13 protein-coding genes are annotated in these 13,128 nt (G+C 71.9%); 6 read left to right on the top strand and 7 right to left on the bottom strand.

Annotated elements, in window-relative coordinates:
- Positions 1–32 precede the first annotated feature (32 nt).
- Genes BC793_RS17880 through BC793_RS17870 form a run of 3 tightly spaced genes read right to left on the bottom strand, consistent with a single transcriptional unit; the run spans position 33 to position 3,294 of the window.
- Entirely contained in the window at positions 33–1,385 is a 1,353-nt protein-coding gene (locus BC793_RS17880; RefSeq protein WP_109593676.1) for a flavin monoamine oxidase family protein, read from the bottom strand.
- Positions 1,382–2,377, bottom strand: a complete 996-nt coding sequence (locus BC793_RS17875; RefSeq protein WP_109593675.1) for an agmatine deiminase family protein — start codon at positions 2,375–2,377, stop codon at positions 1,382–1,384. The genes BC793_RS17880 and BC793_RS17875 overlap by 4 nt, the downstream gene beginning before the upstream one ends.
- Positions 2,374–3,294 (bottom strand): nitrilase-related carbon-nitrogen hydrolase, encoded by a 921-nt coding sequence (locus tag BC793_RS17870; RefSeq protein ID WP_239170084.1) that lies wholly within the window; start codon positions 3,292–3,294, stop codon positions 2,374–2,376. Before BC793_RS17870 ends, BC793_RS17875 begins: the two co-directional genes overlap by 4 nt.
- A 90-nt stretch (positions 3,295–3,384) precedes the next feature.
- On the opposite strand from BC793_RS17870, the gene BC793_RS17865 reads away from it, so the two are divergent.
- Positions 3,385–4,002 carry a TetR/AcrR family transcriptional regulator gene (locus BC793_RS17865; protein WP_158319293.1) on the top strand — a complete coding sequence of 206 codons (618 nt, stop codon included), beginning with the start codon at positions 3,385–3,387 and terminating at the stop codon, positions 4,000–4,002.
- Here the strand turns inward: BC793_RS17865 and BC793_RS17860 are convergent.
- From BC793_RS17860 to BC793_RS17850, 3 genes are read right to left on the bottom strand one after another with little or no spacing between them, the layout of a single operon-like run.
- Positions 3,987–5,237 carry an exo-beta-N-acetylmuramidase NamZ family protein gene (locus BC793_RS17860; protein WP_109593673.1) on the bottom strand — a complete coding sequence of 417 codons (1,251 nt, stop codon included), beginning with the start codon at positions 5,235–5,237 and terminating at the stop codon, positions 3,987–3,989. The two genes, BC793_RS17865 and BC793_RS17860, sit on opposite strands and share 16 nt — an antisense overlap.
- A 34-nt stretch (positions 5,238–5,271) precedes the next feature.
- Positions 5,272–6,252 (bottom strand): hypothetical protein, encoded by a 981-nt coding sequence (locus BC793_RS17855; protein WP_109593672.1) that lies wholly within the window; start codon positions 6,250–6,252, stop codon positions 5,272–5,274.
- 37 nt (positions 6,253–6,289) lie between these two features.
- Positions 6,290–6,544 carry a hypothetical protein gene (locus BC793_RS17850; protein ID WP_170167249.1) on the bottom strand — a complete coding sequence of 85 codons (255 nt, stop codon included), beginning with the start codon at positions 6,542–6,544 and terminating at the stop codon, positions 6,290–6,292.
- 59 nt (positions 6,545–6,603) lie between these two features.
- Between BC793_RS17850 and BC793_RS17845 the strand changes: the two genes are divergently transcribed.
- The gene (locus BC793_RS17845) at positions 6,604–7,245 is read left to right on the top strand and encodes a TetR/AcrR family transcriptional regulator (RefSeq protein ID WP_109593671.1); all 642 of its coding nucleotides are present in this window, start codon (positions 6,604–6,606) and stop codon (positions 7,243–7,245) included.
- Between the two features lie 26 nt (positions 7,246–7,271).
- On the opposite strand, the gene BC793_RS17840 is transcribed toward BC793_RS17845, so the two are convergent.
- Positions 7,272–7,889 (bottom strand): M23 family metallopeptidase, encoded by a 618-nt coding sequence (locus BC793_RS17840; RefSeq protein WP_239170085.1) that lies wholly within the window; start codon positions 7,887–7,889, stop codon positions 7,272–7,274.
- 86 nt (positions 7,890–7,975) lie between these two features.
- Here BC793_RS17840 and BC793_RS17835 point away from each other — a divergent pair, with 86 nt between their 5' ends.
- The 4 genes from BC793_RS17835 (at position 7,976) to BC793_RS17820 (ending at position 13,105) form a co-directional block, all read left to right on the top strand.
- Entirely contained in the window at positions 7,976–8,446 is a 471-nt protein-coding gene (locus BC793_RS17835; protein ID WP_109593670.1) for a 2Fe-2S iron-sulfur cluster-binding protein, read from the top strand.
- The gene (locus BC793_RS17830) at positions 8,443–9,420 is read left to right on the top strand and encodes an FAD binding domain-containing protein (RefSeq protein ID WP_109593669.1); all 978 of its coding nucleotides are present in this window, start codon (positions 8,443–8,445) and stop codon (positions 9,418–9,420) included. Before BC793_RS17835 ends, BC793_RS17830 begins: the two co-directional genes overlap by 4 nt.
- Positions 9,417–11,474 (top strand): xanthine dehydrogenase family protein molybdopterin-binding subunit, encoded by a 2,058-nt coding sequence (locus BC793_RS17825; RefSeq protein WP_109593668.1) that lies wholly within the window; start codon positions 9,417–9,419, stop codon positions 11,472–11,474. Before BC793_RS17830 ends, BC793_RS17825 begins: the two co-directional genes overlap by 4 nt.
- A 71-nt stretch (positions 11,475–11,545) precedes the next feature.
- A complete protein-coding gene (locus BC793_RS17820; protein ID WP_109593667.1) occupies positions 11,546–13,105 on the top strand; it encodes an FMN-binding glutamate synthase family protein in 1,560 nt (519 codons plus the stop codon).
- The last annotated feature ends 23 nt before the right edge of the window (positions 13,106–13,128 follow it).

Here is a 13,128-nt window from a genome sequence, read left to right as displayed (position 1 = left end):
TTCGGGAGCGGGTGGCCGTACAAAATATGGTTTTAAGCGAGAATGCGGGCGGCGACCGCCTCGCCCATCCGGATCGCCCCGTCGACGTGCTGGAAGCCGAGTCCGGCGATGTCGCTGCTGGCGAAGGCCAGCGGGCCGACGTCGGCGCGCAGATGCCGGCCGTACCGGGTGAGCGAGCCGATGTCGAAGGAGGTGCCGAAGGCGCCGACGGTCCACTCGTCGGCCATCCACGGGCTCTCGTAGTAGTGGACCGGGGTGAGGGCCTGCTCGCCGTAGTAGGCGGCGAGTGCCTCGAGGACCCGGCTCCGCCGTTCCTCCGGGGTGAGTGCCAGCAGGCTGTCGGCCTTGACGTCGGAGACGAATCCGACGAGCGTGCCGCGGGTCTCGCCCTCGACGTCCTCGTTCGTGTTGTCGTACGCCTCGTGGACCAGCGAGTACGGGCTGAACGCCGTCCCGGACAGCCCGAGGTCGCGCCAGAACGGGGTCTCGTAGGTGATGTGCAGTTTGATCACCAGGCCGAACGAGATGTGCTGGCGCATCTGGGCCTGGACCGGCGGCAGCGCGGGAATGTACTGCACCCGGCTGACCAGGGTCGGCGGGACGGCCAGGACCACGTTGCGGCCGTGGTAGCTGCCCCGGCCGGTGAAGACGGTCGCCCCCTCGTCGGCCCATTCGATCTTGGTGACCGCCTCGTCCAGGTGGACGGTGCCCGCCGGCAGCCGGGACGCGAGCGCCAGGGGCACCCGTTGCAGGCCGCCGACGACCCTACGGTCGAGGATGAAGTCGGCGTCGACCAGGTGGCTGAATCCGCCCGCGCTGGCCGCCATCAGCACCGCCGACAGCGCCGAGAACGAGTGTGCCGGCTTGGTCAGCATCGCCGGGCCGACGTAGAGGGCGACGTTGTCACGCGCCTCGGGGTCGTCGGTCTGCCCGGCCAGCCACGCGGCGAACGAGATCCGGTCCAGAACCTCGGCGTCCGGGTGCTCCCAGGGGCTCAGCGGGTCCATCTGTGCGGCGAGCCGGTCCAGCTCCTCGACCAGGCGGTCCACCTCGGCGGCGGTGGTCTCGGAGACCGGGAACTTCTCGCCCTCGAAGGTACGGCGGACCCCGTCACGGCCGATGTAGACCGAGTCGCCGGCCCGGTAGCGGGGGTACATCTCCAGGCCCAGTTCGTCGATCAGCGCGAGCAGGGCGGTCTGGTCCGGGGAGACCCACTGGCCGCCGACCTCGAGACGGACGCCCTCGACGTCCTCGGTGAGCAGCCGGCCGCCGACGCGGTCGCGGGCCTCCAGCACGAGCACGCTGCGGCCGGCCGCGTGCAGGCGGTTGGCGACGGTCAGCCCGGTGACACCGGCCCCGACCACCACTACGTCGAAGTCGGTCACGACTCTCCTCCAGGTATAGCGGGTTCCTGCTGGGTGATGCAGTGGATGCCACCACCGCGGGCGAAGATCGCCCGGGCGTCGACGCCGGCGACCCGGCGGCCGGGGTAGGCGGCGGCCAGGATCTCCAGTGCCTGGGCGTCCCGGGGATCGTCGAACGTGCAGGCGACGACACCGGCGTTGCACACTAGGTGATTGACGTACGAGTGATCAACTGGCCCGTGCCCGTCCTCGACGCCCGCCGGCGCGGGTAGATCGATGATCGTCCAATCCGCCGGCAGAGCCCGTCGCAGTGGCGCGTCCAGCAGATGGTCCGGATGCTCCGGCGCGTGCTGGACGTGCAGCAGCACCGTCTTCTCCGCCGTCATGGTCGCCACGATGTCGACGTGCCCGCGGGTGCCGAACTCCTCGTAGTCACGGGTCAGGCCGCGCGGCAGCCACACCACCTCCCGGACCCCCAGGGTACGGCGCAGCTCACCCTCGACCCGTTCCTTCGTCCACCCGGGGTTACGGCCGGGATCCAGCTGGACCGTCTCGGTGACCAGCACCGTCCCGTGACCGTCGACGTGGATGCCGCCGCCCTCGTTGACCATCTCCGAGCCGACGATCGTGGCGCCGGCCCACTCGGCGACCCGCCGGGCGATCCGGGCGTCCTTCTCCCACGTGGCCCAGCTCTGCGCGCCCCAGCCGTTGAACACCCAGTCGACGGCGCCCAGACCGGCCGGGCCGACCACGAACGTCGGGCCGATGTCGCGCATCCAGGCGTCGTCGAGCGGGGCCTGGAAGTACTCGACGGCGCCGCCGAGCCAGTTTCTGGCGTCGCGGATCGCGGACGGGTCGACGACCATGCGGACCGGCTCGAACTCGGCGACCGCGAGGGCCACCGAGGCCCACGCGTGCCGGGCGTCGTCGCCGTCGGTGTATCCCGAGGAGGGCCAGGCCATCCAGGTGCAGGTGTGCGGCTCGGTCTCGGCCGGCATCCGCCAGGTGCTCATGCCAGCCCACCGTAGGTGTCGGGGCGGCGGGTGCGCAGGAACGGGAAGAGGGTCAGCCAGTCCCTGCGCTGGTTCAGGTCCAGGTCGGCGACGAGGACGGCCTCGGTGTCACGGGGCGCCTGGGCGAGGATCCGGCCGTACGGGTCGGCGATGAACGACGAGCCGTAGAAGGTGATCCGGCCCTCGTCGCCGGTGCGGTTGGGGACGACCATGAACAGGCCGTTGGCGATCGCGTGGCCGACGATGACCTGCTGCCAGAGCGGCTGGGTGTCGAAGTCGGGGTGGTCGGGTTCGGAGCCGATCGCGGTCGGGTAGGCGAGCAGGTCGGCGCCCTTGAGCGCATAGCAGCGCGCCACCTCGGGGAACCACTCGTCCCAGCAGGTCGGCAGGCCGACCTTCGCGTCGAGCAGATCGTGGACCGGGTAGGCGTCGTCGGCGGGGCCGGGCCGGAAGTACCGGTCCTCGACATAGCCCTCGGTGACCGGGATGTGCGTCTTGCGGGTCCTGGCCACCACCTGTCCCGATCGGTCGACCAGGACCGCGGTGTTGAACCCGAGCCCGTCGCCCAGGTCGACCCTCTCGTAGAGCGAGGCGTGCACCAGGATCCCGTGCCGCCGCGCCGCCTCGGCCGCCAGTGCCACGGTGGGCCCGGTGAGCAGGTCCTCGGCCAGGTCGACCGGCCGGCCGGCGGGCTCCTCGAACGCCGGATACCGCGACAGCGTCAGCTCCGGCAGGAAAACCACCTGCGCCCCGGCCGCGGCGGCCTGTGCGATCCCGCCGAGCAGCACCTCCCGCAACTGGGCCGGGTCGGACCGCCAGTGGTGCTGGACCAGGCCGACCCGCAGCGGCGGGCGTGTCGGCTCGTCGACGCGGGCGGGCGAGTCGTACACCGCGGACCGGATCAGTTCCATGGCCATCCTCGACTCCCGGCGTTGCACCACGCGTTAACGAACGGCATTCGTTTTACTATGGTGGTCCACCTCGCCAGAACGCAAGGGGGTTCACCGGTGGCCCGTCCCGCCGTACCGAAGCTGTCGGTCGAGAAGATCGCCGCGGCCGCGCTCGCCCTGGTCGACACCAGGGGCGAGTTCACCATCGGCGAGGTCGCGGCGGCGCTGTCGGTGCGCCCCTCCTCGATCTACAACCACCTGAGCGGCAAGACCGAGATCATCGAGGCGATGCGGGCGCTGATCTTCAGCACCGAGCCGCCCGCCGACACCTCCGGGGCATGGCAGGAGGCGCTACGGGCCCTGCTGCTGCGCTACCGCGACGCGTTCGCCCGCCACCCCCGGCTCATCCCGATGCTGACCGCGCACACCGTCTCCTCCCCCGACGTCATGCACATGTACGACGACATCGCCACCGTGCTGCACACGGCCGGCATCCCGGCCGCGCAGCTCCTGGACGTGATCACCGTGCTGGACAGCTTCGTCATCGGCGCGGCCCTCGACATCGCCGCACCCGACCAGGTATGGGACCCGGCGCAGGCCCGCACCCCGGTCCTGGTCGCCGCGATCGAGGCCGCCGGCCACGGCCGGGCACGCGCCGACCGGGCCTTCACCCTCGGCCTGGGTCTCATCCTCGGCGCACTGACGACGTTCGCCGCCGGTCAGGGGCGCGGATAGAGCAGGTGGGGCGTGCGCCTGCGGACGAAGGCGGCCAGCTCGTCCCGCCACGCCCCGGTCACCTCGGCCAGGGGTGCGCCGGCGTCGATCATCGTGCGGAAACGGTCCGAGCCGGCCAGCTTGTCCACGAAGTACGGGCGCGGGCCGGGATCCTCGCGCCAGGCGAAACCCGGATACCTCTTCGCCTCGATCAGCATCGCGGTGGCCGTACCGATCGGGTCGAAGCTCGCGGGATCATCGACCCGGACCTCCACGCCGACGCAGAGTTCGTCGACGAACTTACCGATCCGGGGCTCGAAGTAGGCCTCCCGGAACCCGACTCCCGGCAGATCGAGCCCAGCCAGCCGGTCGCGCCAGCGGAAGTCCAGGCCCGGAGCGCCGGCCAGCTCGAACGGCCGGGTCGTGCCGCGCCCCTCGGACAGCGACGCCACCCCCTCGAACAGGCACGTCCCCGGGTAGACGAGCGCGGTGTCCGGGGTCGGCATGTTCGGGCTCGGCATCACCCACGGCACGTCGGTGTCCGCGGCGAACAGGCCGCCGTGCCAGCCCTCGCAGGCCAGCACCTCGAGCCGTACCGCCGGCAGCCACTCGCCCCGGTAGAGGCCGGCCAGCTCACCGACGGTCATGCCGTGCCGCTGGACGATCTCCTTCTTACCGACCCCGGACGCGAACGCCGGGGTCAGCATCGGGCCGTCCGCCCGGCCGCCGATCGGGTTCGGCCGGTCCAGCACGAGGTAGCGCAGTTTCAGTTCGGCGGCCGCGGCCATCGAGTCGTAGAGCGTCCAGATGTAGGTGTAGAACCGCGCGCCGATGTCCTGCATGTCGAAGACCACGGTCGTCACCCCGGCCTCGGTCAGCATCGACTTCCAGCCGTCCAGGGTGGCGAGGTATCCGTCGTACACCGGCAGGCCGGTCCGCCGGTCGGTGCGCCGGCCGCCGCCGCCCACCGGCGCGGAACCGCGGAAGCCGTGCTCGGGCCCGAAAATCGCCGCGATCCGTACGCCGTCGGCGTGCATCCGGTCCACGAGGTGCCGGTAGTCGCGGTCGACGGCGGTCAGGTTGGACACGACGCCGACCCGCTCGCCGTCCAGGGCGGCCCATTTCGTCGCCGCCAGCCGGTCCATCCCGGTCCGCACCCGCTTGCGGGCGGGTGCGGAATCCGCTCGTGCCGCCGTGATCGGAGCCGCCATGCCGGCCAGCACACCACCGGCCGCGGACAATAGATTTCGTCTCATCACGGGTGCAAATAGTATTATACGGACATACGACTCACCCGAACACGAGCTCGGTGAGGCGCTCGCTGCTCTTGAGGTACACACCGGGCCCGTTCCCCGTCTCGGCCAGGATGCGCCGGCACCCGTCGGCCTCGATGTTCACGGTGCCGCCCGGCTCCAGATTGATGACGGCGAATGCGGCCGCCGGGGTACGGCAGACCGCGCTCCCCGGTGCGGACGCCTCGATCTCGGTGCGGATCGCCGCCCAGTCGGCGGCGGACAGCGGCCCCCCGTCGCGGAACTCACCGGCCGGCTTGCCACTGCCCCGCTCCCCCACCGGGACGTCGTAGACGCAGCGGCGCGCCGACGTGCTCACCGGCAGCGGCGCGAGGGTGTTCTCCCGCACGTTCTCGGCACCCCCGCTGGCCCAGGTCATGTCACCGTAGGACTGCGAGCACCCGGCGGTGGCGGCCTCGTCGGACTCCATCTGCCGGAGCACCCGGCTCTTCACGGTCACCGTCACCAGCTTCTCGTAGGCCTGACGGAACTCGGTGCGCGGCTTGGAGCAGGAGTCGATCGGGATGCCGGGGCGCACCCAGCGGCCGTCCCGGTCGACGAGCGCCAGCCACGGCACCCCGGGCAGATCGGCGGTGCAGGCCTGCGCGGTCGCCGCCTCGTCGGGCAGGAGCAACGCGGGCAGCAGTGCGCTCAGGTCGTCGGCGCGGGCCTCCTCGGCGGTCATCTCGGTGCCGCCGCCCGGGCGCTCCTGGATGCCGTTACGGCAGATCAGCGCGGCGACCGGCTGGAACGTGCCGTCGAGTCGCGGCAGGCCGAGAGCGTCCTGCGCGTTGTCATACCACTCGTTCGTCTTGGCCGGTGCCGCCGCGTCACAGGACTCCCAGCGCTCGTGCACCTCGGCGATCGGCCCGCTCCGCACCGGGCCGGGGACCGCGCCGGAATCGACGCCGGTGCGGGCACACCCGCCGGCAAGGACGGCGAACAGGGCTACGGTCGCCACCGTCGCGTGTACGCGCATGAGTCTTCTCCCGTCGTGTAACCACCAGGTCTCCCGCTCAGACGCAACGAACGCCCCGACGGTTGCCGTCATCCGTGTCGAGGTGCACCTCGACGTCGTAGAGCAGGCGGACGGGGGCGCCGTTGGTGACGCCGACGAAGACCGGATCGGCGGCCGGGGTCCGGCCACGGCGCCAGACCTCCTCCCGCGCGGCGTCCACCGACGCCCGATGCGCCCGGCCGGCGAGATGCAGCTCCATCACCTTATGGGCGGTCCTGCGATCACTGTCCAGCTGGACGCGGAACACCGGCACCGGGCCACCTCCTTGAACACCGGTAAGCTGACTTACCAACGTTAACCTAAGATGGTCCGGTGACCTCGATCTGGCTGCGCACCGAACCGGACCGGCCCCGCCGCTCCCCGCAACTGACCAGGGAGCGCATCGTCGCGGCGGCCGTGGAGCTGCTCGACGGCTCCGGCGTGGAGACCCTGACCATGCGCCGCCTGGCCGAGCGACTCGCGGTGACCTCGACCGCTCTGTACTGGCACGTCCGCAGCAAGGACGACGTCTTGGACCTGGCCGTCGACGAGGTCTTCGGTGAGGTGCCGCTGCCCGGCCCGACCGCCGACTGGGCAGCCGACGTGCGCACGCTGGTCCACGGCTGGCGCGCGGCGATGCTCGCCCACCCGTGGACACCGGCGCTGATCGGCCGGCCCCTGATCGGGCCGAACGTGCTGGCCCGCACCGAGTTCCTCCAGGCCGCCCTGGTGCGCGGCGGCCTCACCGGCGAGGACCTCGCGGTCACCACCCGGCTGATCGCCAACTTCGTCATCGGGGCGGCGGTCACCGAGGCCACCCGGCAGCCGGACGGCGACGGCGCCCGGCTGCGGATCACCGCCGATCCGGGCGCCTATCCGCACCTGGTCGGCTCCGGCCATCTGGACACGTCCCGCTGGCCGGACGACCTCCTCTTCACCCGCGGCCTGGACGCGATCCTCGCCGCCGCCGGGTGACGGCCGGACAGGCGGCGGGTGTCAGGTCAGGCGGCCGGCGGCAGGCAGTTGCGGCTCACACGACGGACCGAGTACTCCCGGTCGTCGGTGGTGATGCCGGAGGGCTCGCCGGCGAAATGCGCCTCCATCTTGCGGCCGGCCGCCCGCTGCTCGTAGTGCAGGTGCGGCGCACCCGACTTGCCGGTGCTGCCGATCCGGCCCAGTTGCCGCCCCTGCTCCACGCGGTCCCCCTCGGCGACCAGGGGCGGTTCGAGCATGTGCAGGTACTGGGTCTCCCACAGGCCGCCGTGGTCGAGTTTCACCCAGTACCCGGCGCCGGTGCCGTGCGGGCCCTTCGGGTTGTCCGGGGTACGGGAGCCCAGCGTCCCGTTGACGCCGGCCGCCACGACCGTGCCCGCGAAGGAGGCGTGGATCGGGCGGCCCCACGCGCTGCCGGAGGACGGGAAGAAGTCGATGTCGAAGTCGTCGTGGCCGGGGTAGGTGCCGAGGATCCACGTCTCGCCGCAGGCCACCGGCAACTGGAAGGCGGGACGCGGGCCGGGGGTGCGCAGCCGGGGCACGAGCACGACGATGAGAGCGACGAGGGCGAGGGTGGCGACGGCCACGAGGAGTCCGGCTCGGGTCCGGGTGGGGCGGTCGGTCACCCGGCCGATCCTGGCAGAGCGTGGCAACATCGGCCACGCCGCCACCTGCGGTGGTTGACCGGCGGCGCAAGGGGTAACGGGCGCTCATGCGTCTCACCGTCAACGGAACCGAGCACGTGCTCGACCTCGATCCCCGGACCACCCTGCTGGACGCGCTGCGCGAACATCTCGGCCTGACCGGTGCCAAGAAGGGCTGCGACCACGGCCAGTGCGGGGCCTGCACGGTCCTGCTGGACGGCCGCCGGGTCAACAGCTGTCTGCTGCTCGCGATCGCGCACCAGGACTCCCACGTGACCACGATCGAGGGGCTCGACGGGCATCCGGTGCAGCGGGGTTTCCTGGAGCACGACGGCTTCCAGTGCGGCTACTGCACGCCGGGACAGATCTGCTCGGCGGTCGGCATGCTCGACGAGGTGGACCGGGGCTGGCCGAGCGCGGCCGCCGACGACGATCCCCTCAGCGACGCGGAGATCCGGGAGCGGATGAGCGGCAACCTGTGCCGGTGCGGCGCCTATCCCCACATGGTTCCGGCGATCCGGCAGGCGGCCGGCCGATGAAGACCTTCGCCTACCGTACAGCCGTCACGCCCGCCGACGGACTGGAGCCGGGTGCGGTGTTCCTGGCCGGCGGCACCAACCTGGTCGATCTCATGAAACTCGGCGTCGCCACCCCGGATGTGCTCGTCGACGTGAACAAGCTCCCGCTCGACGAGATCGCCGACCTGCCCGGCGGCGGACTGCGGATCGGCGCCGGCGCCCGCAACAGCGACGTGGCCGCCGACCCGCGGGTGCGCCGGGACTTCCCGGTGCTCAGCGAGGCACTGCTGGCGGGCGCCTCCGGCCAGTTGCGCAACGTGGCCACCACCGGCGGGAATCTGCTTCAGCGCACCCGCTGCCGGTACTTCATGGACGCCTCGAAGCCGTGCAACAAGCACACCCCGGGCTCGGGTTGCCCGGCCCGCGACGGCGACCACCGCGACCTGGCGATCCTCGGCGCCTCCGCGTCGTGCGTGGCGACCCACCCGTCGGACATGGCGGTGGCGCTCGCCGCCCTCGGCGCGACCGTACGGGTGGACGGCCCGGCCGGGCGACGCGTCATCCCGGTCACCGGGCTGCACCGGCTGCCCGGTGACACCCCGGAACGCGACACCGTCCTCGAGCACGGGGAGCTGATCACCGCGGTGGAGGTGCCGCCCCTGCCGTTCGCGCACCGGTCCACCTATCGCAAGGCCCGGGACCGGGCGTCGTACGCGTTCGCGGTCGGCTCGGTCGCCGCCGCCCTGGACGTCCACGACGGCGTGGTCCGGGACGTGCGGCTGGCCTGGGGCGCGGTCGCGCACCGGCCGTGGCGTGCGTTCGCCGCCGAGGAACGGCTGCGCGGACGGCCGGCGACCCGTGCGGAGTTCACCGCGGCCGCGGACGTGGAACTGGCCGCCGCCGAACCGTTGCGCGACAACGCGTACAAGATCAATCTGCTGCGGCGGATGACCACCGCGGTGCTGGAGCGACTCGCGGAGGGTGCGCGCCGATGACCACGACCACGAAGGCCGTCGGTGCGCCGCTGGCCCGCATCGAGGGTCCGGAGAAGGTGTCCGGGCGGGCGAGATACGCCGCCGAGTATCCGGTGGACGGCGTGGCCCACGGGTGGATCGTGCCGTCGCCGGTGCCGCGGGGCCGGCTGACGGCGGTGGTGGCCGACCCGACCGGGGACACGATGGCGGTGCTGTGGCACGGCAACGCCCCGTCGCTGGCCGCCGTCGACGATCCGGAGCTGGCGGTGCTCCAGTCCGACCGGATCAGCTACCGCGGGCAGCCGATCGCGCTGGTCGTGGCGGACACCCTGGAAGCGGCCCGGCGCGCCGCCCAGGTCCTGCACCTGGAGATCGAGGCCGAGGAGCACGAGACCGTCCTGCGCGCCGACCATCCCGGCGTCTACGAACCGGAGACGGTCAATCCCGGATATCCGGCCGCGACGGTGCACGGTGACGTCGAGACGGCGCTGGCCACTGCCGACGTGACGGTGGACGTCACCTACTCGACGCCGGCGCTGCACAACAACCCGATGGAGCCGCACGCCACGATCGCCCGCTGGGACGGCGACGACCTGACCCTGTACGACTCCAACCAGCATCCGTCCGGGGTCGCCGCGACCGTGGGTGAGATCTTCGGCGTGGACCGGGTGCACGTGATCACCGAGCACGTCGGCGGCGGATTCGGATCGAAGGGCACGGCCCGGCCCAACGCGGTCCTCGCCGCTCTGGCGGCCCGGGTGACCGGACGGCCGGTCAAGGTGGTGCTGCCGAGGCAGGCGATGTTCAGCATGGTCGGGCACCGGACCCCGACCCTCCAGCGGGTCCGGCTGGCGGCCGGGCGGGACGGCACACTGTCGGGGATCGACCATCAGGCGTACAGCCAGACGAGCCGCCTCTACGAGTTCGCCGAGCAGACCGCCGTCGTGACCCGGCACATGTACGCCGCCCCGCACCGCCGTACCGGCCACCACCTGCTGCGACTCGACATGCCGACGCCGCGGTGGATGCGTGCCCCCGGTGAGGCGCCCGGCATGCTGGCGTTGGAGTGCGCGATCGACGAGCTGGCCGAGAAGCTGGGCATGGACCCGATCGAGCTGCGGATCCGTAACGAGCCGTCCGCCGAGCCGGAGTCCGGCGTCGCGTTCACCAGCCGGCACTACGTCGAGTGCCTGCGCCGGGGGGCGGAGCGTTTCGGCTGGTCCGGCCGCGATCCCCGGCCGGCGCGGCGGCGCGAGGGCGACTGGTGGATCGGCACCGGGGTGGCCGGCGCGACGTACCCGACGATGGCGCAGCCGTCGACCGCCCGGGTGCGGGCGCTGCCGGACGGGACGTTCGAGGTGGCGATCGGCGCGACCGACCTGGGGACCGGTGCCCGCACGATCCTCGTGCAGATCGCCGCCGACGCCCTGGACGTGGCGCCGGAGCGGGTGCGGATCCGGATCGGCGACAGCACCCTGCCGCGGGCGTCCGTCGCGGGCGGCTCCTCCGGCAGCGCGTCGTGGGGCTGGGCGGTCACCGGGGCGTGCCGTTCCCTGCGCGACACCGGGCGTGACGAGGTCACCTTCGACAGCACCGAGCTGGTGCAGCGGCAGGAGACCGAGGGGCGACACGCCTACGGCGCGCATTTCGCGGAGGTACGCGTGGACGCCGTCACCGGTGAGGTCCGGGTGTCCCGCCTGTTCGGGATGTACGCGGCCGGCCGGATCCTGAACGCGCGGACCGCCCGCGGCCAGTTCCTCGGCGGCATGATCATGGGGATGGGGATGGCCCTGCACGAGGAGGGCGTCCTCGATCCGGCGATGGGTGAATGGGTCAACCACGACCTGGCCGGCTATCACGTCCCGGTGCACGCGGACGTCGAGTCGATCGAGGCGGCGTGGCTGGACGAGACCGACGACCGGATCAACCCGATGGGGTCCAAGGGCATCGGCGAGATCGGGATCGTCGGGTCCCCGGCGGCGATCGTGAACGCCGTGTGGCACGCGACGGGCATCCGGATTCGGGATCTGCCGGTGCGCCTCGACAAGATCCTCGACGGGCTGCCGGCCTCTTGAGCGCGGACGGGGCGGGTGGACCGTACCCCCGGAAGGTTTTGACGTCGGTGCCGGAGGCAAACTGTTCGACCATGAGACGGGGTTTCTGGGCGGCCGGGGCCGCCGCCGCAGCGGTGGCGGCCGTTGCCGTGCGGGATCTGACACAACGCCGGCATGCGCTGCTGCGCAACTTCCCGGTGATCGGGCACGGCCGCTACCTGATCGAGGCGATCGGGCCGGAGCTTCGGCAGTACGTGGTGGCCGCCAACGACGAGGAGCGGCCTTTCACGCGTGACCAGCGGCGATGGGTGTACGCGTCGGCGAAGAAGGAGAACAACTACTTCGGGTTCGGCACCGACAACGACATGGAGTTCACCGCCGGGTATCCGATCATCAAGCACCGCACGTTCGGGCGGGCGGTGCCGCGATCGCATCCGGAGGCCGGGTATGAGGCGTCGGTGCCGTGCGCGAAGGTGCTGGGGGCCGCGCGCGGGCGGGCGAAGGCGTTCCGGCCGGGTTCGATCGTCAACATCTCCGGGATGAGTTTCGGATCGTTGTCCGGCGCGGCCGTGGAGGCGCTGAACCGGGGCGCCGCGATCGCCGGCTGCCTGCAGAACACCGGCGAGGGCGCGCTCTCGCCGCACCACCGGCACGGCGGTGAGCTGGTCTTCCAGATCGGCACCTCGTATTTCGGGTGCCGCGACGAGCAGGGCCGGTTCGACATGCAACGACTCAAGGACCTGGTCGCGGCGAACCCGGTCCGGGCCCTGGAGATCAAACTCAGTCAGGGCGCCAAACCGAGCCTCGGCGGGCTGCTGCCCGGGGCGAAGGTGTCCGCGGAGATCGCCGCGACCCGGGGCATCCCGGAGGGTGTCGACTGTGTGAGCCCGTCCCGGCACGCCGAGTTCTCCGACACCGACAGTCTCCTCGACTGGGTGGAGCTGCTGGCCGCCGAGACCGGGCTGCCGGTCGGCATCAAGTCGGCCGTCGGCGACCTGGACTTCTGGGACGAGCTGACCACCCTGATGGCGACCACCGGCCGGGGCGTCGACTTCGTGACCATCGACGGTGGTGAGGGCGGCACCGGAGCCGCACCGCTGATCTTCTCGGATTCCGTGTCGCTGCCGTTCCAGATCGGGTTCGCCCGGATCTACCGGCTGTTCGCCGAACGCGGCCTGCACGAGCAGGTGGTCTTCATCGGCGCCGGCAAACTCGGACTGCCGGACAACGCGATCGTCGCGTTCGCGCTCGGCTGCGACATGGTCAACGTGGCCCGCGAGGCGATGCTGGCGATCGGCTGCATCCAGGCCCAGAAATGTCACACCGACACCTGCCCCACCGGCGTCGCCACCCAGAACAGGTGGCTGACCCGTGGCCTGGACCCGGCCCTGAAGTCGGTGCGGGCCGCCAACTACGTCCAGACGCTGCGCCGTGACCTGCTCAAGGTCGCCGAGGCGTGCGGCGTCGAGCACCCGGGCCTGATCGAGACGTCGTCGGTGGAGATCCTCGACGGGCGCACCGCGGCGACCCCCCTCGACCGGGTCTACGACTACGAGCCCGGTTGGGGCCTGCCGTCGAAGGCCGACCAGGAGGCCGTCATCGCGCTGATGCTCGACGAACCCCAGGGCGGCAGCGCACCGCCGTCGAGGTAGCGGCACTCGGTCACCATGGCGGC

The sequence above is a fragment of the Actinoplanes xinjiangensis genome (assembly GCF_003148685.1).
Lineage (GTDB): Bacteria > Actinomycetota > Actinomycetes > Mycobacteriales > Micromonosporaceae > Actinoplanes > Actinoplanes xinjiangensis.
The sequence above is the reverse complement of the archived record's forward strand: the minus strand, read 5'-3'. Positions and strand labels throughout refer to the sequence as shown.

What these genes read in the sequence shown, in the direction of transcription:
- BC793_RS17875 (WP_109593675.1), bottom strand. Translation starts at nt 2,377, where the DNA reads ATGAGCACCTGGCGGATGCCGGCCGAGACCGAGCCGCACACCTGCACC.
- BC793_RS17870 (WP_239170084.1), bottom strand. Translation starts at nt 3,294, where the DNA reads ATGGCCATGGAACTGATCCGGTCCGCGGTGTACGACTCGCCCGCCCGC.
- BC793_RS17860 (WP_109593673.1), bottom strand. Translation starts at nt 5,237, where the DNA reads ATGAGACGAAATCTATTGTCCGCGGCCGGTGGTGTGCTGGCCGGCATG.
- BC793_RS17855 (WP_109593672.1), bottom strand. Translation starts at nt 6,252, where the DNA reads ATGCGCGTACACGCGACGGTGGCGACCGTAGCCCTGTTCGCCGTCCTT.
- BC793_RS17835 (WP_109593670.1), top strand. Translation starts at nt 7,976, where the DNA reads ATGCGTCTCACCGTCAACGGAACCGAGCACGTGCTCGACCTCGATCCC.
- BC793_RS17830 (WP_109593669.1), top strand. Translation starts at nt 8,443, where the DNA reads ATGAAGACCTTCGCCTACCGTACAGCCGTCACGCCCGCCGACGGACTG.
- BC793_RS17825 (WP_109593668.1), top strand. Translation starts at nt 9,417, where the DNA reads ATGACCACGACCACGAAGGCCGTCGGTGCGCCGCTGGCCCGCATCGAG.
- BC793_RS17820 (WP_109593667.1), top strand. Translation starts at nt 11,546, where the DNA reads ATGAGACGGGGTTTCTGGGCGGCCGGGGCCGCCGCCGCAGCGGTGGCG.